At 37.7% G+C, this 22370-nt stretch carries 22 protein-coding genes; 6 read left to right on the top strand and 16 right to left on the bottom strand.

All coding sequences use genetic code 11. From position 1 onward, the window contains the following. Positions 1 to 11: 11 nt before the first annotated feature. Both LG377_RS01720 and LG377_RS01715 read right to left on the bottom strand, forming a co-directional pair. Complete coding sequence (locus tag LG377_RS01720; RefSeq protein WP_225743002.1) at positions 12 to 1211, bottom strand: hypothetical protein; 1200 nt, start codon at positions 1209 to 1211, stop codon at positions 12 to 14. A 229-nt stretch (positions 1212 to 1440) separates the two neighbouring features. Further along, a complete protein-coding gene (locus LG377_RS01715; protein WP_225743001.1) occupies positions 1441 to 1923 on the bottom strand; it encodes a GNAT family N-acetyltransferase in 483 nt (160 codons plus the stop codon). A 127-nt stretch (positions 1924 to 2050) separates the two neighbouring features. On the opposite strand from LG377_RS01715, the gene LG377_RS01710 reads away from it, so the two are divergent. Together LG377_RS01710 and LG377_RS01705 are read left to right on the top strand one after the other, a co-directional pair. After that, positions 2051 to 3019 (top strand): ABC transporter ATP-binding protein, encoded by a 969-nt coding sequence (locus LG377_RS01710; protein WP_305067543.1) that lies wholly within the window; start codon positions 2051 to 2053, stop codon positions 3017 to 3019. Continuing rightward, positions 3019 to 4536 (top strand): ABC transporter permease/substrate-binding protein, encoded by a 1518-nt coding sequence (locus LG377_RS01705; protein WP_225743000.1) that lies wholly within the window; start codon positions 3019 to 3021, stop codon positions 4534 to 4536. Before LG377_RS01710 ends, LG377_RS01705 begins: the two co-directional genes overlap by 1 nt. A gap of 61 nt (positions 4537 to 4597) precedes the next feature. Here the strand turns inward: LG377_RS01705 and LG377_RS01700 are convergent, their stop codons facing one another. From LG377_RS01700 to LG377_RS01680, 5 genes are all read right to left on the bottom strand, one after another. Continuing rightward, entirely contained in the window at positions 4598 to 5092 is a 495-nt protein-coding gene (locus LG377_RS01700; RefSeq protein ID WP_225742999.1) for a GNAT family N-acetyltransferase, read from the bottom strand. A 16-nt stretch (positions 5093 to 5108) separates the two neighbouring features. Continuing rightward, the gene (locus LG377_RS01695) at positions 5109 to 6287 is read right to left on the bottom strand and encodes a M20 family metallopeptidase (RefSeq protein WP_225742998.1); all 1179 of its coding nucleotides are present in this window, start codon (positions 6285 to 6287) and stop codon (positions 5109 to 5111) included. Between the two features lie 771 nt (positions 6288 to 7058). Further along, positions 7059 to 7952, bottom strand: coding sequence for a fructose bisphosphate aldolase (locus LG377_RS01690; RefSeq protein WP_225742997.1), 894 nt, complete (start codon positions 7950 to 7952; stop codon positions 7059 to 7061). Between the two features lie 101 nt (positions 7953 to 8053). Beyond that, positions 8054 to 11113, bottom strand: coding sequence for an AAA family ATPase (locus LG377_RS01685; protein ID WP_225742996.1), 3060 nt, complete (start codon positions 11111 to 11113; stop codon positions 8054 to 8056). After that, positions 11113 to 12246: an exonuclease SbcCD subunit D gene (locus tag LG377_RS01680; RefSeq protein ID WP_225742995.1), complete on the bottom strand. Its 1134-nt coding sequence runs from the start codon at positions 12244 to 12246 to the stop codon at positions 11113 to 11115. Before LG377_RS01680 ends, LG377_RS01685 begins: the two co-directional genes overlap by 1 nt. Before the next feature lie 161 nt (positions 12247 to 12407). On the opposite strand from LG377_RS01680, the gene LG377_RS01675 reads away from it, so the two are divergent. After that, on the top strand, positions 12408 to 12671 hold the full coding sequence (locus tag LG377_RS01675; RefSeq protein WP_225742994.1) for a hypothetical protein: 264 nt from the start codon (positions 12408 to 12410) through the stop codon (positions 12669 to 12671). A 22-nt stretch (positions 12672 to 12693) separates the two neighbouring features. Here the strand turns inward: LG377_RS01675 and LG377_RS01670 are convergent, their stop codons facing one another. Beyond that, the gene (locus tag LG377_RS01670) at positions 12694 to 13725 is read right to left on the bottom strand and encodes an acyltransferase family protein (protein WP_225742993.1); all 1032 of its coding nucleotides are present in this window, start codon (positions 13723 to 13725) and stop codon (positions 12694 to 12696) included. A 216-nt stretch (positions 13726 to 13941) separates the two neighbouring features. Between LG377_RS01670 and truA the strand changes: the two genes are divergently transcribed. Then, entirely contained in the window at positions 13942 to 14682 is a 741-nt protein-coding gene (gene truA / locus LG377_RS01665; protein ID WP_225742992.1) for a tRNA pseudouridine(38-40) synthase TruA, read from the top strand. A 55-nt stretch (positions 14683 to 14737) separates the two neighbouring features. Here truA and LG377_RS01660 read toward each other — a convergent pair whose 3' ends face one another. The 6 genes from LG377_RS01660 to LG377_RS01635 form a co-directional block, all read right to left on the bottom strand. Then, complete coding sequence (locus LG377_RS01660) at positions 14738 to 15157, bottom strand: hypothetical protein (RefSeq protein WP_225742991.1); 420 nt, start codon at positions 15155 to 15157, stop codon at positions 14738 to 14740. Between the two features lie 139 nt (positions 15158 to 15296). Further along, complete coding sequence (locus LG377_RS01655; RefSeq protein ID WP_225742990.1) at positions 15297 to 15521, bottom strand: DUF308 domain-containing protein; 225 nt, start codon at positions 15519 to 15521, stop codon at positions 15297 to 15299. A 130-nt stretch (positions 15522 to 15651) separates the two neighbouring features. Further along, positions 15652 to 16767 carry a lactate oxidase gene (locus LG377_RS01650; protein WP_225742989.1) on the bottom strand — a complete coding sequence of 372 codons (1116 nt, stop codon included), beginning with the start codon at positions 16765 to 16767 and terminating at the stop codon, positions 15652 to 15654. Between the two features lie 100 nt (positions 16768 to 16867). Continuing rightward, positions 16868 to 17494, bottom strand: a complete 627-nt coding sequence (locus LG377_RS01645) for a class I SAM-dependent methyltransferase (RefSeq protein ID WP_225742988.1) — start codon at positions 17492 to 17494, stop codon at positions 16868 to 16870. Positions 17495 to 17531: 37 nt separating this feature from the next. Then, positions 17532 to 17750, bottom strand: coding sequence for a DUF6440 family protein (locus LG377_RS01640; protein ID WP_225742987.1), 219 nt, complete (start codon positions 17748 to 17750; stop codon positions 17532 to 17534). Positions 17751 to 17876: 126 nt separating this feature from the next. Then, positions 17877 to 18329: an HAD family hydrolase gene (locus tag LG377_RS01635; protein ID WP_225742986.1), complete on the bottom strand. Its 453-nt coding sequence runs from the start codon at positions 18327 to 18329 to the stop codon at positions 17877 to 17879. A gap of 176 nt (positions 18330 to 18505) precedes the next feature. Here LG377_RS01635 and LG377_RS01630 point away from each other — a divergent pair, with 176 nt between their 5' ends. Together LG377_RS01630 and LG377_RS01625 are read left to right on the top strand one after the other, a co-directional pair. Then, positions 18506 to 19255, top strand: coding sequence for a DeoR/GlpR family DNA-binding transcription regulator (locus tag LG377_RS01630; RefSeq protein ID WP_225742985.1), 750 nt, complete (start codon positions 18506 to 18508; stop codon positions 19253 to 19255). Between the two features lie 130 nt (positions 19256 to 19385). After that, on the top strand, positions 19386 to 19928 hold the full coding sequence (locus tag LG377_RS01625) for a metallophosphoesterase (RefSeq protein ID WP_225742984.1): 543 nt from the start codon (positions 19386 to 19388) through the stop codon (positions 19926 to 19928). A gap of 127 nt (positions 19929 to 20055) precedes the next feature. Here the strand turns inward: LG377_RS01625 and LG377_RS01620 are convergent, their stop codons facing one another. Beyond that, entirely contained in the window at positions 20056 to 20784 is a 729-nt protein-coding gene (locus LG377_RS01620) for an amino acid ABC transporter ATP-binding protein (protein ID WP_225742983.1), read from the bottom strand. Beyond that, complete coding sequence (locus tag LG377_RS01615; protein WP_370632528.1) at positions 20777 to 22240, bottom strand: amino acid ABC transporter substrate-binding protein/permease; 1464 nt, start codon at positions 22238 to 22240, stop codon at positions 20777 to 20779. Before LG377_RS01615 ends, LG377_RS01620 begins: the two co-directional genes overlap by 8 nt. Positions 22241 to 22370: the final 130 nt, after the last annotated feature.

Raw genomic sequence — 22370 nt, 5'->3', positions numbered from 1 at the left:
CGACTCTCTCCTTATCGTACAAATTTCTGTCTTGTGATGTGTTTAGCAGTCAAATAAACCAGAACTTCCGCTATCAGGATTGTTATGCTTAAGACGAGTAGGCCTCGCATGTAAAAATCTCCTTCTAACATTGCTTCATTGACTCTTCCTGTAACAATTTTCCCAAAATCTAAATAGGTTTGAGGAAACCAGCTGATGTTGATTCCTAAGAGCTCAGTTGTTTCTACTCCATAATACAATTGTTGGAATAAAATCATGAAGGCACCACTGATCAAAACAACGACTTCTTGCTTGAATAGGAGACTAAAGATTGTATTCAATTTACTGATCAAGTAAAGAATCAAAAGGAAAAATGGAATTATCCTAATTAGAAACTGACCGATAGAAAACAGCTCTAGCGGACTCGTATAGATACTTTGATTCGTCTGATCAAACTGGAACAGACCTACAGGTAAAGAAAGGGTCCCGAAACCATAAAGGAGTCCGTTTAAGATAAAAAATATACCCGCAGAGATTAGATAAAATAGCAGAACAAACGACACTGCAGTTATTGACTGGATAAACAAGTAACCGGCCCACTTCATAGGCACGCCTGCTTTTTGAGTTGTTAACTTACGGTCTTTCACCGTAATATCGCTGATCATAAAAATTGCACCTAAACATAAAAGAACGGGTCCTAGACCGATGAGAAAAAGATGAATTTGCTGAAGACTCGTTCGATCGTGTACGATATGGAAATTCAATGCGTCTACTTCATATATGTATGCCTGATTCTTTATAGGCTGGAAAACATTCTCAGCTTCTCTCCCCATCACTGGAACGTTTAAATCAAGTGATTCCTGTACGATTACGCGCTCCGTAATGTCTGGCCTATAGTTGATTTCTAGATACCGCCTTGCATCTCCCTGCTGAAGCGCCGTGAGTAGTTGTCGTTGATTAAAGAATTCTGTACGAGCTGCTTCATAAGCTGAAGTCCCTGTCATAACAGCCGGAACAGTCTGCCCTTTTAGCAAAGCATCTTTGTACGTTTGCTCATTTCCAAGCATTTCTCGTTCAAGTTGCTGAACATCTACCTCTTCAAGACCGGCTGTATTGGGTAAGAGGACTATTGAGTACGCCAGCATCACTCCTAAAGTTAAGATCATGAAAAGCCGGTTCTTTTTACTACGCCACATATATTTAATTGTTTCAAATACAACTTCTCTGATCATTTAAAAAGCTCCTCCAAAATCTAAAAATGAATGGTTTATCATTTTATTCTCATCCAAAACTTACTAGATAAGTGTACCACAACCCAGACCTAATAAAAGGAACAATTTAACACAAACTTTTAGGGTATTGCCTTTTATAAACGGTTATATGCATAATATGTTTTAGTTACCTCATTTTCGTTTTGCTAATGAATTCTAGAAATTTTCTAAAGACTTTAGAATTGTAAGATTATTTAGATAGTTTTTTTAATAACCATGTATCACACGCTCCGTGTTCAGAACCTTCTAATGGTTGACTTAACGAAACAAATCCGTATTTTAGATAAAGTTGATTGGCAGTATCCAGTGACTTGAACGTCTCAATATACAGTTCTTCGTAGTCCTGTTTAGCACTCTCAATAATTTGCTTCATCAGCATACGCGCGTACCCATTTCCTTGTTCTTCGTCAAGAATATATAATTTCTGTAGTTCTCCGATTTTTTCATATTGGCCGAATGGACCAAAACCGCCGCCACCAATGATTTTTCCGTTTTTTTCTAAAACCCAATAGTCTGATCTTTTTGCTTTGTATACTTCAGATAAATGAAATAGATAAGGATCAAAGTAGGCTGTTCCAGAAATCGCTAGCCCTCTGTTTTTTAAACTCCTCTGAACAATTTCACCCATTATTTGGTCATCTTGTGGCTCAATTTTTCTAATCGTCAAACTCATGATCATCACTCCTTTAGCTAAGCATTATAATGAAGTATTGTCTTGTTCTCAAGACATATTTGTACAGGTCGTGGAATTGCTTTTGATATACTTAAGGATATAAGAGAAATTTTAAAGGAGCAGATAAATGATACGTTTTGAGAAAGTACATAAACGATATAATGAAGAAGCAGTCGTGTCAGATTTTTCTTTAGAAATTAAAGAAGGTGAGTTTTTCGTACTGATTGGTCCAAGTGGAAGTGGTAAAACAACTACTCTCAAAATGATCAATCAGTTGATCGACCTTTCAGAAGGTTATATTCGGATTGAAGGAAGACCCATCAGCGATTATGACTTACAGGAACTTAGGTGGAATATTGGATACGTTCTACAACAAGTAGGGTTATTCCCAAATATGACGATCGAAGAAAATATTCTGGTTGTACCAGAAATGAAAAAGTGGTCCAGAGAAGATATGACGAACCGCGTAACGGAGCTACTAGAGAGTGTAAAAATGGATCCTGATAGCTACAGACATCGTAAAACAACAGAATTATCTGGTGGTGAACAGCAACGAATCGGCGTCGTCAGAGCTTTGGCTGCTGACCCAGATATCATTTTAATGGACGAGCCTTTCAGCGCATTAGATCCAATAACTAAAAATAACCTTCAAAAAGATGTACTGCATTTACAGCGTCAACTTAAGAAAACTGTTGTCTTCGTTACACATGACATGCAAGAAGCCATCACTCTTGGAGACCGTATTTGCTTGATGAACAAAGGTAAGATTGAACAAGTCGGAACAGCTGAAGAAATTCTGAAGCACCCTGCCAACGATTTTGTTCGCCAATTTATTCAGACAGGTCTTCCAAATTATAAAGAAGAAAAATACGTACAGGACTTAATAGATGCAGGATTTTATAGTCAACCTCAAAACTTACCAAAAATTTCCGTTTCTGCCCAAGCAACTGTTGAAGAATTGACGATACTTCTTTCAGATCATGAGACAGTTTCCGTCAATCATGAAAATGAAGCACTTACTTACGCCGTATCCAAATCTAATCTGATCAGCTTTCTTGCAGGAGAAGCATCTGCATCAAAGGAGGCTAATAGTTAATGAATCTTATAGAAACCTTCCAGCAGCGCAGTGGTGATTTTTGGACAGCGCTCCTTGAACATATGCAATTATCGTTCATCTCTTTACTGATTGCCGTTTTAATTGCTGTTCCTTTAGGCATTATCCTGACCGAACATAAACGAATCGCAGAACCGATTATTCAGGTCACAGCAATTTTCCAAACAGTTCCTTCGTTGGCTCTTTTAGGACTATTGATACCGCTTATCGGAATCGGAACTTTACCAGCCGTCATTGCACTGGTTGTCTACGCTTTACTCCCTATTCTTAGAAACACGTACACTGGACTAGCAGAAATCGATCCAGCTATAGATGAAGCTGCTGACGCTATGGGAATGAGTCGTTTTAGAAAACTCATTCAAGTCCAAATTCCTATTGCACTTCCTGTTATTATGGCCGGAATCAGAACAGGTATGGTCTTGATTATAGGAACAGCCACAGTCGCTGCCTTAATTGGTGCTGGTGGACTTGGTAGTCTAATCCTTCTCGGAATCAACCGGGGGAACAACTCCTTGATTTTACTTGGTGCTATACCGGCTGCCTTATTAGCTATCTTTTTCGACTGGTTACTGAGCTACCTTCAAAAAACTTCCGTTAAAAAGACAGCCATTATATTAGGGTCCGGTCTTGCCTTAATCATAGGTATCATCTTTGTGCCACCCCTTCTTAATGAAGAAGATGATTTGATTATTGCCGGTAAATTGAATACCGAACCAGAAATTTTAATGAACTTGTATAAATTATTGATTGAAGATCAGTCTGACCTTACTGCTAGAGTTGAACCAAACTTTGGAGAAACGTCTTTTGTATTCAGCGCTTTACAATCAGGCGACATCGATATCTATCCAGAATTTACTGGAACTGTTATGGCTACTTTCTTTGATGATGTCCCTGAACCCGGCGCTTCAGCTGAATCCGTTTATATGGATGCCGCTGAACAATTGAATCAAGAATATGATTTGGCCTTTCTTGAACCAATGGACTACAACAATACCTACACTTTAGCTGTTCCAAGAGCGTTCGCAGAAGAAAACAATCTAGAAACGATTGCTGATCTTACTTCAGTTGCGGATCAAGTCAATGCGGGATTCACACTAGAATTCAATGACCGCGAAGATGGTTATCCAGGTATCCAAGATATGTACGGTATTTCTTTTGGAAATGTCCAGACGATGGAACCGCAGCTGAGATACACTGCCGTTGAGCGTGGTGATATAAACTTACTCGACGCTTATAGTACAGATAGCCAAATCGAAGAATATGATCTTGTTGTACTAGAAGACAATGAAGAATTATTCCCACCTTATCAAGGAGCTCCACTACTGAAAAATGAACTTCTAGAGGAATATCCGGAGCTAGAAGATATATTGAATACATTAGGTGGTCAAATTACTGACGATCAAATGCGTGCTATGAACTATCAAGTTGATTACGATGGTCAAACAGCAGAAGACGTGGCTAGAGAATTTTTAATTGAAGAAGGCTTAATAACAGAATAATATGCGTTAAAAAGACCCCAACTACCCGTCAGTTTTGAACAGATGGATAGTTGGGGTCTTTTTATACGTTTATCCAGTAGCGACTAAACATTTTTTCGTCTTTAATATCTGAGGAGATTTTTTGTCCCTGATGATTTTTGATCGTTCGTACACTACCCAAATTATCATCATCGGCTGTCAGTAATACACGCTCAATTCCTTTCTCTTTGAAGAGCGGTAACGTTTTACCCAGTATCAGATGAGCCAGCCCTTTTCTTCTGTGTACGGGAGATATTCCATAGCCAATATGACCACCGATATGTTTTAACTGGTCATTAAGCTGATAACGACAATTTATGGCACCGGCTATCTCTTGTTCTTCAAGAAACAGAAAGTATGTTTCAGAGGGTACCCCTTGTTCTGTTCCTTTTTCTGCTTGCATCAGTTTTTGTAGAAAATCTTGATATGTTTTTTCACCATGATCCGAAGAAGTTGGAACAATCTTTTCGTTTCCCCAAGTTTTAATGTAGTTTATATACGCTATTTCATCTGTAACTTTTAATTTCCTCAACTCCAAAACGAGGAAACCTCCTTTAGAACTTAGAATTGAACTCTGCTTTTACATCGGCTAAGAGTTGTTTGTCCATTATCAAATCAAGAGCTGTCTGTGTAAAGGCTGCAATGGTTTTTTCCATTCCTTCGTAAGCTGGTTCTGTCTTTGTATATTCTCTAAACTCGACTGTGTGTGCAGTCACGCTATTTCCGTTGCTAATCTCAAAATATGGATTAATAGCTGGAACGACTTGACTCACATTCCCCATATCCATGGAACCCATAGAATCTTTTTCTTCTGTGTCCATTTCAATTCCTAAACGCCTCATGTTCTCATTGTATTTTTCAGAAAGGGTTTTGTTTGTAATGAGATTTTGATAGCTTGCTTCGTAATGGCCCCACTCCATCTTGCAGTCAGCTGCTAGTGCTCCTGCTTCGGCACATTGAATCACCTTTTGTTTGAGTTCATTCAAATAGGGCATATCCATCGCACGCACATAAAACTCTGCTCTTGTGAAATCTGGAATAATATTTGCTGCTTCTCCACCTTGTTTAATGACACCATGAACACGTGCTGAAGGGTGAAGCTGCTGTCTAAGCGCATTGATGTTGTTAAATGTATTTAAACAAGCATCCAACGCATTTTTTCCTTCAAAAGGAGAAGCAGCGGCATGAGCGGTCTTACCGTGGAAGCGGAATTCAATCGCCTCCATCGCCATAGATGTTCCACTTGCATAATACCCGTCAGATGGGTGTGTGCAGAAAGCAACATCGATATCATCAAATGTTCCTGCCTCTACCATCGTCACTTTGTCGCCATTCGTTTCTTCGGCTGGTGTACCTAAGACAATAACCGTTCCGCCGACTTGATCGACCAATTTTGAAAGGACAATACCCGCTCCTGTATCCGTCGCCCCCAATAAATTATGACCGCATCCATGGCCAATCCCAGGTAGTGCATCATATTCTGATAAGTAAGCAATGGTCGGTCCCTCTCCCTTACCTTTATACACTGCTTTGAATGCTGTATCGATTCCAAGATATGGATATTCTACTTCAAATCCATGCTTTTCAAGTAACTCGACATGCGCTTTTGAAGAAAGGAACTCTTCGTGCCCTAGTTCTGGATGATCATAAATATATTCGCTTAATTTTCTTAATTCCGGACTTACGGACTGGATCAATTCTTGAATGTTTTCTGTATACTGATTCACTGACATAAAATTCTCCCGCTTTTAAGTTTTATTGATTAGTTTAATCTTGTTCTACTCGAAAGTCAATTCATTTTGCATAAATATTCAAATTTTATACAAACATCTCTTAATTTTTCAGGTGATTCCGTATAATATAATTGATCTAACAACATCCAATGCGTTAATGCAAACAATTCCTAATAGAGCCCAGTCGATCTTTTTTTCTGAACTTGTTCGCTCCTCTTCATTAGACTTTTTATACCTTATTTCATCGTAAACTTGCATGCTCAACCATCCAAAAATAATTACGATATAAAAGGGAGTCGCCTCTCTTATCATTGCATCTATAAAGTAACTATAGACCATTAAAATAACCATTATTACGACATATATAAACTTAAATATATATCCTTTCTTCAACTACAGCCACACCTTTCAGTCTTCTTAGCTTTAAACAACGAGCGTTTTAAATTCTTATTTCACTTTTTTTCATAAAATGATAGAGATTGAATATAAACCAGATGAGATGAATGCCGAGTAAAAAGACAGGCTGCCATGGCCAATTACTAAAGAATTGTATTCTCAGTTTATACTGTTCGTAACTTAGGTAAGCTACATACAAATTGCCAATCATCACGACAATAAGAAAAAGCTTTCTTCTCTCTATTTCATCTCTTCTCATTTTATTCACTCCTATTCTTTACTATAGTTGTGTTTCATCTTATGTATAGACTACTATAATGATACGCAAAAAGGGAGCAACGATTCGTTGCCCCCTTAGCTCTTCGTACTATTTTTCTATTCTGGTGATACAGATGCTTCATAGATTGAACTGATTGCATCCGATAAATGTTGATTAAATTCTTCTGTTGTCTGCTCAGCATTCAAGTCTTCAGATAAGGCTCTAGAGAAACTCGCAATCAATCCTTTGTTTTGAGAAAGTTTTTCATTTGCTTCTTCTCTACTGTATCCACCTGATAATGCAACGACACGCACAACATTTGGATGTTCCGTGAATTCAACGTACGTATCCACTTTACTTGGAATCGTCAGTTTGAGCATAACTTTTGTCTGTTCATCTAACTGATCCAAGTGTGTTTTAATTTCAGCTTTCAAAATTTCTTCTATCGCTTCTTTATCTTTACTGTAGACATCTACTTCAGGCTCAATGATTGGAACGAGTCCTGCTTCAAAAATCTGTTGCGCTACTTCGAATTGTTGGTCTATAACTTTTTTGATTCCTGATTCATTCGCTTCTTTGATTACTGAACGCATTTTAGTACCAAATACGTTGTGATCTACCGCTCTTTTGAGTAACTGATCCAAGTCAGGCATTGGCTTCATAATTTGAACGCCATCAACTTCTTCTGCTAGACCTTTATCGACTTTAAGGAATGGCACTACACCTTTTTCTTCCCATAAATAATCTGCCGTGTATTTATCATCAATCATACGGTCCATCGTATTTTCAAATAAGATAGCGCCTAGAATGTGGTCGGAAGTGAATGAGGGACTCTTGATTACACGCGTTCTCATTTCATGAACAACCGTAAACATCTCGTCGTCTGTGGAATAAGCTGTCTCCGGGACACCATAGGCTTCAAGTGCTTTAGGTGTACTACCACCACTTTGGTCCAATGCAGCAATAAATCCTTTCCCAGATTTCATTCGTTCTAATTGTTCTTTATTCAATTAAATCCTTCCTTTCATCTAATAACTTCTATTTTCTACATGTTAATTATAACGCTCATTTATTAGATTTTTAAAGGAAAGACACTTATCCTAGAGAAGTGTTAATTTTTTATGTGTGCTGTACTCCCTGTAGCCGTTTTCTCAACAACAATGTGCGCTGGAATTCTTGTTTTCAGTTCATCAACGTGTGAAATGATTCCAATCAAGCGACCTTTTTGATGTAAGTCTAGTAAAGTTTGAACAGCCATATCTAGTGAATCTGAATCAAGTGTTCCAAATCCTTCATCAACAAATAGCGTATCTACACTGACTCCGCCATTTTGATTCTGTATGACGTCACTGAGACCTAGAGCTAAGGCTAGAGACGCTTTAAAGGTTTCGCCTCCAGATAATGTATGCACACTTCTGGTCTTCCCTGTATAGTGATCAAACACTTCCATATCCAGTCCTTGTTTTCCAGAACCCTTACCTTTTTCCGTTTGTCTTTGAAGCTCATACCTATTATTAGTCATCTGGCTGAATCGTTGGTTGGCTGCTATCAGGATTTCTTCAAAATAGATGCCTAAAACGTATCGTTCAAATGAAATATAATCGGTTTGCTTGGCACCATTCGCCATGTCAGACAACATACCATATAGCTGGTACTCTTTTTCTACTTCACTACTCTGATTGTAGTAACCTTTGATTGTTTCTTCAGCTCGCTGATTTTGCGAAGTGGTTGTTAATAGTATATCTCTTTTTTGGTCCAATTCCTGAATTTTAGTTTTAATGTCAACTATTGCTTCTTCATAAACTGTTTTTTCTTCTAGTGACTCCAGTTGGTTTAAGTGCTCATCTAGTTGATTGATTCGATCTTGATTGACCAGTACCGATTGCTTATATGTTTCCACTTCTTCAGACCATGATACTTGTTGAGATTCTTCTAAAACATAGTCAGCAAACTTGTCTCCTAAGCTACTGACCTCTTTTATTTGCTCAAAATCTTTTTCAAGCTTTTCTTTGCGCAAAACGATTTCTTTCAGTTGAGATTCTGTTAATTCGATCGCCGTTTTCGTTGAAGCTAACTCACTTCTCAATTCATGCGTTTGATTTTGAAGTTGTTCATATTCCTTTTCCGTTTTTTCAATTAACTGTTCTTTTTCTCTGACTGCTTGTTTTAGTTCTTCTTTGCTTTCGCTAGATAGCTTATCTTTTAGTCGTTCTTTTTCTTCTATTATTTCCTGAAGTCTAGTCTTCGTGAATTCGATTGTCGACTGACATTGTTGCTGTTCTGTCTGAAGCGACTGCGCTTGCTTGCGTAATGCTTCTAGCTGTTCTTTCATTTCTGCTTCTTCACTAACCTCTTGCTCTGCTGTTTCAAGTTCTATTGCAAATCCGTTGACTGTTTCATTTATATTTTGTTCGTCTACTTTCGCTTTTTCGTATTCTGTCTTTGTTTGCGACTGTTCGATCTCAAGCTCTTCACAGCGACTAATAATATCTGCTTGAATATTATCTAATTTAGTCTCTATTTGCACAAAAGCAGTATTCGCTTGTTTTTCTTCTAATTCTAATGCCTCTACTTGTTCTTTTGTTGAAGTGCTTGCACTTGTTGTTGCTTTGTTTGGATGGTGAACTGATCCGCATACTGGACAGTCTTCTCCTTCAACCAAGCCTTCTGCAAGTGTACTGGCTAAATTCGTATAATACTCAGCTTTTCCTTTAACTAGTTTGAGATAGACCTGTTCCTTTTTTTCTTTAGCTGCTTCGCACTGAACGATGGCTTCCTGCTCTTTTTGTTGAAGCGTACAAACCTGCTCGAGCTGTTCTTTGCGATGACTCAGTTTAGTTAAAGTTTCTTTGGAAACGACCATAACTTCTTTTAATTCACCAATTTTAGTGCGTAGTTGTTCTATTGAGTCTAACGTCGCTTCACTTTTTTCAATACTCTTTGTTACTTTGATGAACTGCTTTTTCAACTCTTCTATCGTCTGCTGGTTTTTATCGATTGTCTTGTTTTGTTGTTCGATCAATTGATCTTTCTCATCAATTTGATCAATAATCGTTAACGCTTCATTCAATTTCGAAATGGCTTCTCGGATATTTTTCAGGTTATCAAAGTCTACTTTAACTGCTTCTAGTTTCACCGACTGCTCTGTTTCCTGCTTTTTCAGTGTCTCTTGTTGCTCTTTTAACTCAGCAAGTCTCACTTCTTGTTTCTTGAGTTGCGTTAAACTTTCTTCTAGCGTTGCTTTAGCATTTGCCACTTTTATAGCTTCTATATGTTGCTTTAAAGCGACTTCTTTCTGCTCTATACTTTGTCGTTTTAAATTGAGAATTGTTTGCTCTGCTAGATTCTTTTCTTTCTGTTCCAGCCAACTTAAAATCTGTTCCTGTTCTTTTAATGCCTGTTGGAATGTAAAGATGGTTTCTTTCGCCGAGTTCAATTCGTCTGATTCTTCTACAATCGTCTCTCTTAATATTTCTAGAATTCTTTTAATATCAAACTGCTCAATTGCTTTTGTCCACGTTTCATTCTCTTCTATTTCAATCGTTGAGAACGCTTGTTTCATTGCTTGTTCGTTACTTTTATACTGATCTGATAGAACTTTCGCTTTCGCTTTTAATCGGTCTTGAAATTGTTCGATTTGTTTTGTCTGAAAGATATTTCGGAAGATTTTCTCTTTGTCTCCACTATCGGATTCCAGCATTTTTTTAAATGACCCTTGTGGGAGCATGACGATTTGTCTGAACTGATCATACGTTAAGCCAATAATGTGTTGAATTTCGTCATTGGCCTCTTTTACTTTAGTCGTCACTTGATTACCTTTATGAAAGGCCACGTTGGATTGAATTTGTTTTGTTTTCGACCGCGTTCCAGGGCCAATTTGAGTGGGTTCACGGCGAATAAAATAGCGGTTTTCTCCTAATTCAAATTCCAGTTCCACGTAACTGAGATCCGTATCCTTGGCAAATTGAGATTTGAACGTATCTTTTTGTCTTGTATCTCCACTAGCTTGATCAAATAACGCATAAGCAATCGCATCAAAAATGGTTGTTTTACCAGCTCCAGTTGGTCCGCTAACTAGGAACAGAGATGATTGAGATAACTGTGTGAAATCAATTTCTACTTTCCCTTTATAGGGACCGAAAGCATTCATGACTAATTTTAAGGGACGCATTATATTTCTCCTTTTTGTACATCGTGCATAATCTGTTCTACTGCTGACTTTTGTCTGGTATCTAATGTTTCTTGATTGTACGTAGCATAAAAATCTTCAAATAATTCAACCATCGTTTTTTTCTGCAATGTTTGCTGGGTCTGTTTCGCTGCGTCTACATCTGAGCGTTCTCGACCAATATATTCCAGCCCCATCGCGAAAGGATAGCGTCTTCTTAACTGATTCATTGCGTCCATTACATAATCTTTATCTTCCAGCTCAAAAAACACATAGTCCTTTGATTCACTTTCCATTAGCGTATTAAAAGAGCCTCTAATCACTTGCATATCTCTCAGTGGTTCGATTTCAACGGGCTCAATATCTAATCGATCTTTCTCTATTTCTACAATCCAACTTTTCTTTTTATGCGGAACTTCAGATTTTGAATATTTCAAAGGTGAGCCACTATATCTGACTTTATCCCATTTCACTTTCTGAGCTTTATGCAAATGACCAAGCGCCACATAATCAAAGTCCTCGAAAATACTGGCATCCACAAATTCAGCGGTTCCTATACTTAGAGGTCTTTCAGATTCTGAATCTTCAACAGAATCTTTTGTCTGATTCACAATGTAACCATGAGCAATCAGGATATTGACTTCATCCAAGTTCATCTCCGCTTTGATCAATTCCACTTGCACTTTTGTAGCATCCTCTAGATCTTTGATATCTTCTCTTTCTAGTAATTTCCTGATTGTTACGTGATCCGCAAATGGCAATAAATAGAAGTTCACCCCATTAATGGTTACTTTTCTAGTAGTCTTTTTCAGTGTTCCTTCTATAAAAAGATCACTCGTTTCAAGCAATTCTGCACCGTATTCTAAGCGCTCGTTGCTATCATGATTGCCTGCAATCGCTAGAACAGGGATTTTCACTTCTTTAATCAAACGAGTGATGATTCTATTAGCTAATGTGACGGCTTCTTTTGGTGGAATTGCTCGGTCATATAAGTCTCCTGCCATAATAAGTACATCAACGTTCAATTGCTTTACTTTGTCTACTAATTGATTTAAATAATATTCTTGATCTTCTAGCATCGAAAATTCATTCACGATTTTTCCAATATGCCAGTCAGCTGTATGTAAAATTCTCATGTAACCTTCTCCATTCTCTGTTTGGTCCTCGCCTTTATTTTAACAAAAACCCTTTTCTATAGAAACATATATTTGGTTTACAGTAATTTAACTGTATTTACATTTTGAACCTGTTATAATAGGTTTACCGCTTACATCATTTAAAGGAAGGTGTCTTTATTATGTCACTAATCAAAAACATACGTATACCAGAATCTGAAAAAGGCTACGGTACCTTTCAGATTGATGCGATGGGCGATTTGTTTTTCAAGTATGAAATTACGTTGACTGGCCGCCCCAAACTATTACCTGAGCTTCTCATGGATGATTCTGTATACTTGAATCAGCAAAGTATTCGTCTAAATCCCGACTCTAATCTATTTAAGACAGCCGAACGTAATCTTACACACTATTTTGAAGAAAACGAAGAAACGCTACGGGAGTAGTTGATACCCGCAGCGTTTTTGTTTACTCTATTTCTATTTGTGATTGTTTTAAATAACTTTTGTTTTTCTCTGTAAATCGTGTGTTTGAAAACCAACTGATTCGTTCCACTAAATTGAATTTAATCAGTACAAGTGAAGTGAGATGAGTAGCAGCTAATGTACTCAAAAAGACGACCCAGCCTGAATGAACCCCGATCTTTTCACTCAAATCTTTTGAAAAGAGGTTCGCAAGCTCTATAAAAATCGGATGAATAAAGAAATAATAGATACTGAGCTGTTTTAATATATGTAAATTTTTATGCATCCAAATTGACGTGTTTTTTGCCCAGATAAATAGAAACAATGTTACTGGTATAAAAGATAGCATAAAGTTCTTATCTATCCCTTGATTAAAGTAAATGATACTCCCTTCCAAGCAAAGCAACACTAAGGATAAACACAATTTTCTCTTATAAAAATATTCAGAGAATAGCCCTTTTTGTTCTTCACTTGCAATAATGTATCCTGCGCAAACAAAGACCGGAACATAAAACAAGCCATTCCGACTCGTTAGAAAGACTGTTCGGTAGAGTTGATACCCTTCAAGTAGGATAGTGTTCTGCAGATACCCAGAATAAGTTTCAATCGAACCGGTTATGTATAAAGCTAACGAAATCATTAAAACAATTCGCATACTAAAGTACTGTTTCAGCTTATTAACTAAAAAAACGCCAAACAAGTATGCCGGAATGTACCACAAGTGATACCAGACTCCTGAGTAGATCATCCCCACAATGACCGCTAGTGGCGCCGCAATCATCGGCAAAGCCAACTCCATAAAATAACCATAACCTAAAGGTAAGTAAAAAAAACTCCACCAGATATATTGAACGATTGACCTCTTGAAATACCCTTCTTTTCGAGCCTTCCGCTTGTAAAAAGATGCCGAACAAATCAAAAAGAATGGAACAGCTAATCTACTGAATATACTCTTTTGGGTGAAGTGAAAAACATCGTTATAAAAGACTCTATTGGAATGCAATAAAATGACTAAAACCGAAAAAATAAATTGCATAACACTAATCATCGCAAAATTTAACGGGCGTTTATTTTCGATAGAAAATGCCTCCTTTTAAATTAATATCTGCGTTTATTTATACATAAACTATAGTATAAAATCAGCGAGCTCACAATCTAATTATTTCCTATATTCATAATAATCTAAAGACCTAACCGATTTTTGGTATACTAAATGAACGATAAACAGACTCATAGAATGAAGAGGGATAAAATGAGAAATATTAAAATGACCATTGAGTATGATGGTGGCCGCTATTCAGGTTGGCAAAGACTGGGTGATTCAGATAAGACCATCCAAGGCAAGATTGAAAACATCCTTTCAGAAATGACAGGAACAAAAATTGAAATTGTAGGATCAGGGCGTACGGATGCTGGAACACATGCTAGAGGACAAGTGGCTAATTTCAAGACAGAGTCGACGATGGATCTTCAAACCATGCAAGCGCATCTGATTCGTTACCTTCCGCAAGACATTATCGTTAAGGAATTAAAAGAAGTCCCTGAACGATTCCATTCTCGCTATCACGCTAGCGGGAAACAATATAGCTACTATATTTGGAATCAGGTCGTGCCTTCTGCATTTGAGCGTAACTATAGCTTTCACTATCCTGAGCAATTAGACCTAGATAAGATGAAGTCTGCTTGCGAGAAATTACTTGGAGAACATGACTTTATTGGCTTTTCCGCACTCAAAAAAACGAAAAAATCGACCATTCGAACGATAGACGAAATTACGATTCAAAGAGAAGGGGGTCTTTTGCATTTCACTTTTGTAGGTGAAGGCTTTCTGCATAAAATGGTGCGCATCATCATGGGCACTTTGCTAGAAATCGGTACAGGAGACTTGGAACCTGAAAGTATCGACGAAATCTTTGAAAGTGGCATTAGAAGCCATGCCGGAATAACCGTTCCTTCTCAGGGATTGTTTTTGGACGAAGTGTATTACAAATAACCTTTTAAAAGGAAGCTTGACTGCACAAACAGTTCAGCTTTCTTTTTTTACGCTGTTATGGCGCAAGTCCATAATATAGAATCAAAAAAACTAATTGGCCTAGATACACGATTCCACCTAATGCACCTGCATAAACACTAATGACGATCCCTCTTAACCAGTAAGACTGAATGTGTCTTACGATTATTTTGATAATATACCTTAAAAGAACGATGACAAATGGAATCGCTAATACAATATAGGCGATTTCTACAAATTGAGCAAACCTCTCATATGCCGGAAAGCCTACATTTGACGTAGTCATGAAATAGACCGATTGTCTTAACCATAGAAAAAGAAACACGCCTTGTAATACACCTGCTGAAATGGTCACACTTAACTTTATAGATTTCTTTTCCTTTCGAACACATATGTAGACAATTCCTACATAGATAAACGCCGATACCATAGCGAAGAATGGTTGCAAAGAAAACAAACGCTCACCCCAATTCATTTTTATGTAATTGATTAATAGTTTGAAAAAAATGTGATCCTAACTTAAAAATTCAGTGTAACTTTAGCCTCACCCTCTTTAAAAATATCTGCAATACTTTTACTTTCTATAAACCTTTTGATTAAGCGTTGACTCCAAACGCAATTGTCCATATCAGTAAATAGAGTGCGCCAAGTATAACTAAAATCCCTAGTATCATACTTACCAAAGCTGAAGATCTACTTTGTTTCCGAATTTTCATTCCAATAATTATTAATGAAATTCCACCAATTAAAAAGAGTACTCCTAGTAGAATCATCGGTCCTCTGGTTTCTAAAGCCTTTTGTATCGCTGTTAACATTTCCATGTGTCACTCCCAAATAGCATGCTTTTATTAAAAAAACACCAGCAAAGATTATCTAAAGTTCAGGATTTCTTTGCTGGTGTGTTTATTCTTCTTATAAATAAAATGGACAATGCGCTACTATGTTTATTCTTTATTTCTTGAAATCATACAATTTCGCACGTTTAATATCTTCTACTGTCTGCGTTCCTGCAAGTTGCATCACACGTCTCAAATCTGTTTCAAAATATTCGAGTACCGAGCGCACGCCTTTCCATCCGCCAAGTGCTAATCCATAAAGCATGGGACGACCGAGCGCGACAATGTCCGCTCCGCTAGCTATTGCTTTAAAAATATGTTCTCCACGGCGAACACCACTATCAAAGATAACCGGAACTTCTCCTCCAACAGCTTTAGCAATGCCTTTAAGTGTATCGAATGAACCTGGTGCCCCATCTAACTGACGGCCTCCGTGATTGGATACCCAGATACCTGCGGCACCTGCTCTGATCGCAATTAAAGCATCTTCTGGTGTTTGAATGCCTTTCACGATGATGGGTAATTCAGAGTAACTCGCTAGAAACTCCACATCTTTTGGACTGATTTTCTGCTTAGACTGTGCGTAAATATTATTCAAAGACATGTTTTCTCCACTACCCGTTAAATAACGAGAAACGATGGGCATACCAAATGGATAAACAAACTGATTTCGGATATCGGTTTCTCGGTTTCCACTTAAAGTCGCATCTGCCGTAAGGATAATTGCCGTAGCACCGTCTTTTTTTGCTTCATCTACAATCAATTTGTTCAATTCATCGTCTTTACTCATATACAGCTGGAACCAGCGTGGTGCACCATTTAGACCTTTTTCAATTTCTTCAAAAGTCGCCCCTGAATATGCACTGATAGACATAATTGTTCCAAATTCGGCAACACCTTTTGCTGTTCCCGCTTCTTTCGTTTCGTGCGCTAATCCATGTGCTGCGATCGGTGCCATAATAAACGGCGCTCTGATTTTATGTCCTAAGATGGTTGTCTCCAGATCAGGGTTCTCAACATCTGCTAGTACACGTGGCAGGACCCCTTTGTGGTTAAACGATTCAATATTCTGTTTCTTTGTAAACTCATCTCCGGACCCTCCAGAAATATACCCGTACCCACCTTTAGGTACAACTTCTTTGGCAGCTTCTTCCAATTCATACGTGTTCACGATATCCAAATCTTTAATTTCTGTTGGTGCTTGATAGTTTTCTTGATTTTCTATTGACATATTTTCACCCCTATATTTTGTAAGCGTCAATCGTATAGAATCCCTTTACTTTATTAAACGAAAATCCTCTGTCAAATATGCTTATACTTATTGTAAACCGTCATTTTTTAATAACTAACACTCCAGCACAGTGGGATTTAGCGTAAAATTTACAACTAGCCACACCTTTCAAAGCTTCTGTAATTTCATCGGCAACTAGGTAAAATTCCTCCTCATCCCAAGAATCCTGATAAGTTTGCCTGGACGCATTTAACGCTTCTCTTGTTTGATAAGCAACGTCTCCAATAAACAGTTCACCTTCATCTTTCAGTATACTGATCAACTTTTTAATAAAGGTCACTTTATCTTTATCAGATAAATGGTGGAGTGCATATGTACTGACGATAAAGTCACACTGATTTGTCGTGACCTTTTCAGGTAATCCATTAGAAATATCCCACTCCATTAGGTTGGCTGAGGGCATTTTCTCTTTTGCAATAGCAATCATTTTAGCTGAAAAATCAATTCCGCTTATTTCATGGCCTTTTTCGTATAACTTTTCCGTCAACGTACCTGTACCAAACCCTATATCCAATACTTTCGAATTTGGACGCTTCATGATCTCGTTGTAAATACTGTTCAAGACACTTTTATACCCAGCGAATGGATACGCATTATTTTCTTCCGTTACTTCTACTGTTTTATCATATTCTTCCGCCCACAAATCAAAGCCTGTGCTATCTAACAAATCATTTCCCCCTATGTTTCAAAAATCTTTACCTTTTTTAGTTGTTCGGATGGTGCTCTATCACAACTCTACCTTGTGCATCCAATAAAGGCGTTATACTACTCCCAGCCCCTACCCATGTTTGTAAATAATGTACGCCGGTTACTTGATCGACGACAATAGAATATTGTCCTAGATCATCGACTGCTTCGGTCGTTTTCACAACAAATCGTTTTTCAGTTGTATTTTCTGCATTATTTTTGTCTTTTCCAAACATCAAGGCTCACTCCATTCTTAATCTACTAGATAAGTCTACTGTATACCTTTACATCTATTATTTCAATCATCTTTAACAAAAAAATCTACAGCTAAGAGTTCTCATTCATTAACTGTAGATTATCTTTTAACGACCCATTTTGAATGTCTCTCGTAACAGCGGAATCAAATCATCTAGCGAATCAACGATATAATCTGTGTAAGCCGAAAGTTCCGCTCGTGTTCCCGCTCCTGACAAAACCGCGATTCCTGCGTGACCATGCTGGGAAAATTCCATATCCGCTACAGAATCCCCAATATGAATCACTTCATGCTTCTCTAGTCCCGTACTCATACAGAATGCATCCAGCATCTCAACATCCGGTTTCGCTCGGAATTGCTCACTTGTCCCTAGAAAGTCAATATCCTCTCTAACCCCAAGATACTGCGCCGTCCACTCTGTTACATCCAGGTCATCTGCCGTAGCGATTCCAATCTTGAAACCTGCTGTTTTCAATTCTTGAAAAAGGTCTTTTAATTTTGTCAGCGGAATCAGTGCTTCTGGATGCGCAATCGTCCATTTGTGGTAATGCTCACGCAACTATTTTAAAATGTCTTCTTGATCCATCTTGTTTTCTGACGAAATCACCTCAGCGATATCCATCGATGTCCCGCTAGCAATCGGACTATTTTATGTGTGTTTTACATGTAAAAACCAAATAACCCCACAAAGTTTAGTAAGCTATACACATAAGAAACGATACAACGAGGGACAGTATGAACGCAAGACAAGAAAATATCGTTAAATACTTTCCCACTCACCGAACGGTCAAAAACAACAAACTTGCAGAAGAGTTCAATTTTTCACTGGAAACGATCCGTAGAGATCTCATGTACCTTGAGAAACAAAACATCATCATCCGTATGCATGGCGGTGCTTATTTGAATAGAGAATTTGTTCATGAAACAGACTATTTATATCGTGCCAACTTGAATTCTGTTAAAAAGAAAGTCATCGCTGAAAAAGCCATTCATTTTGTGAAAGAGAATGAGGTCATTAGTCTGGATGTTAGTACGACAAATACTCAAATCGCTATTGAACTGACTCAGCATTTTAAAAATCTGACGATTCTGACAAACTCGATTGTAATCACCATTGAACTAGCGAAAAGAAGTTCCTTTCAACTGATTTTGCCAGGAGGTTCCGTTAGAAACGAAGAACTCTGTTTTGTAGGAGAATCTAGTGCGGGGTTTTTCAAGCAATTCCACATGAATGTGTTTTTTATGAGTTTCAGTGGTGTATCCTTGGAATCAGGATTTACAGATTACGGTTTTGGGGAATCACAACTAAAGAAAGCGATGTTCAAGCAAGCGAACCGTATCTACGGAATCGGCGACTCAAGTAAATTTAGTATCCATTCCTTACTGAATGTTGCACCCTTAATGGGGGAGGGTATTATTACGGACGACGCTCTTGAAGAAAGCACCCGTCATGATTTTGAAGTTTGTGGTGTAAATATTTTTTAGTAAATTAAATAAATAGTAGTATCTAATACTTACTGTCTATCCAAATACAACTAGCTTGCATCTAACCAGAATTTTTCGGTATATTAAAAGACAATCCTTTAGGGAAAAAAGAATATGAAGGATGCAATGTATGAAATATTTTATCGCAGATATGCACTTCTTTCACGAAAATGTCATTGAGTTCAGCCACCGACCTTTTGAGGATGTAGCTGAAATGAACGAGCAACTGATTGATAATTGGAACAGTGTCGTTCATTCTCCGAAAGACGAAGTTTATATAGTAGGAGATTTCTTATATAGAGGGACTGGCGAGCAAGCCAATGCCATATTGAAAAAGCTACGAGGTAAAAAATATTTAGTTAAAGGTAACCATGAACAATATCTTAAAGACAAAGAGTTTGATCCTAATCATTTTGAGTGGGTCAAAGATTACCACACGCTTAAATACTATAAAAGAAAATTTGTCTTGTTTCATTATCCTATTTTGGAATGGGATGGCTATTTCCGCGGAGCAATCCATCTTTACGGCCATGCACACGATACACAGACGCCTCACTTTGAAACAACCTTAGGACCAAGAGCCGTCAATATCGGAGCAGACATGATTGAGTATAAGCCTATTAGTATTGATGAGGTTATGGAACTGGTAGATACTAGGTTATCTGCAGAATGATCAATTAAAAAGTACGCAACAAGGTGACATCTGACAAACACTATAATGATTGAAAAAATAGACCTGCAGAAGAAATCGAAAATGATTTCTTCTGCAGGTCTATGCGTTTAAGTGAAACTTTGATTGTTTATAATACTTTATCTAAGAAGTCGCGTGTTCTTTCACTTTGTGGATTGTTAAAAATCTGTTCAGGTGTACCAACTTCAACGATATGTCCTTCATCCATAAAGACGATACGGTCTGCCATTTCTCTAGCAAAGCCCATTTCGTGTGTAACGACGACCATCGTCATTCCTTCTTGCGCTAATTTCTTCATTGCTCCAAGTACTTCTCCAACCATCTCAGGGTCCAAAGCACTTGTCGGCTCATCGAACAACATAATGTCAGGATCCATGGCTAACGCTCTGGCAATTGCCACACGTTGCTTTTGTCCACCTGATAATGAACTTGGATAAGCATCAGCCTTATCTTCCATACCAACGCTTTCAAGTAACTTCATAGCTAGCTTCTTACTGTCTTCATTCGACAGATTCAATAATTGTTTTGGTGCTAACGTAATGTTATCTGTAACGGATAAATGTGGGAATAAGTTGAATTGCTGGAACACCATGCCGATATTTTCACGAACTTTATTGATATTTTGAGAAGGATCTGTTAGGTCGTGATCGTCTACAATCACTTTCCCTCCGCTAACTTTTTCTAATAAATTCATACAGCGTAAGAAAGTACTTTTACCAGAACCAGAAGGCCCGATAATGACAACAACTTCCCCTTCTTTCACTTCTATATCAAGTCCTTTTAAGACTTCAAGATCTCCAAAACTTTTTCTTAATTGTTCTGTTTTAAGCTTAATCATTTGCTACTAATCTCCTTTCAATCAGATTAGATAGTTTCGTTAATAGGGTAATGACAATAAGATAGATTAACGCCACAATAATCCACATTGAACTAGATTGGAAATTACGGGCAATGATAATTCGACCTGTCTGTGTCAATTCTACGATTCCAATAACGGAGAGGATCGATGTATCTTTCAATGTGATAACGAATTGGTTAATCAGTGACGGAATCATAATCTTAATGGCTTGCGGTAATACGACTTTACGCATAGAAACTCCATAAGGTAACCCCAGACTACGTGCGGCCTCTAGCTGACCTTTTTCAACTGCAGCGATACCACCTCGAACTTGCTCTGCAATATAAGCCGTCGTATTCAGACTTAATGTAATAATCCCGGCTGTAAAAGCTGTAATTTGCAATCCGAACAACTGAGGAATCGAAAAGTACATAAAGAATGCTAATACAATCAACGGAATACCTCGTAAGATTGTTACATAGATATCTGCAATGACATTAAGCACTTTACTCGGTGTTGCACTGAACAAGCCAATAATTGTTCCGGCAAGGAGCGCAATTGCGAATGAAATCAATGTCAATACTAACGTGCGTCCCAAACCAGACATTAAGTTGCTAAAATTACTTTGTAGTAATCCGAGGAAGCCACTTGCTTGACCAGTTTGTACGCTATCTCCTAAATATTTTTCTGTAATTTCTTCATAAGTACCATTTTCTCTAATATTCACTAATCCAGCATTGAACATTTCAATCAACTCAGGATTCGCGCCCTTATTAACTGCAAATCCATAAGAATCTCCTTCTTCTGGTTGAGTTGGAAATCTTAGTTCTAACCCTTGCTGAATCGCATAAGCCATAACGGGATAATCTTCAAATACTGCGTCAGAGTGTCTAGAAACGACGTCTTCATACATACCTGACGAGTCTTCGAACTGGTTGATTTCAAAGTCATAACTTTCTTGAAGCTCACTAGCTAATTCCGCTCCAGTTGTTCCAACTTTTACTGCAACTGTTTTACCTTCAAGATCTTCGTATGAATCAATTTCTTCATTGTCTTCGCGGACGGCCATAACGGGACCTGCATCAAAATAAGGATCCGAGAAATCAAATGCTTCTTCACGTTCAGGCGTAATACTCATCGCCGCGATCATACCATCGACCTGATTCGATTCAAGCGCTTGAAGTCCTGCGCTGAAGTTCATCGGTCTTAAATCAAATTCAAATCCCTGATCTTCTGCAATGGCTGTAAGTATCTCAACGTCTATTCCTACATAATTTCCATCTTCATCCTGGAACTCAAATGGTGCGAATGTTACGTCTGTTGCAATGTTATATTGCTTCACCGGTTCTGCTGCATCCACTTTTACAGGAGATAAGGCTAGATTTAATAACAATGTAAATAAGAACAATATTCCTATTGTGACTTTATTTTTCCTTTTAATTTTCATAGTATTCATTAGTGCCCCTTTCAATTTTCAATACGACAATTATTTAATTATACAGCATGCATGCAACTGAAACAATCAAGAGAACCTCCTAGAACATTACAATTATTAAATAAATATGAGAATAACTTTAGATTATTAG

The organism is Marinilactibacillus sp. Marseille-P9653 (assembly GCF_916618885.1).
Lineage (GTDB): Bacteria > Bacillota > Bacilli > Lactobacillales > Carnobacteriaceae_A > Marinilactibacillus.
This window is presented reverse-complemented; position numbering and strand designations above follow the sequence as displayed.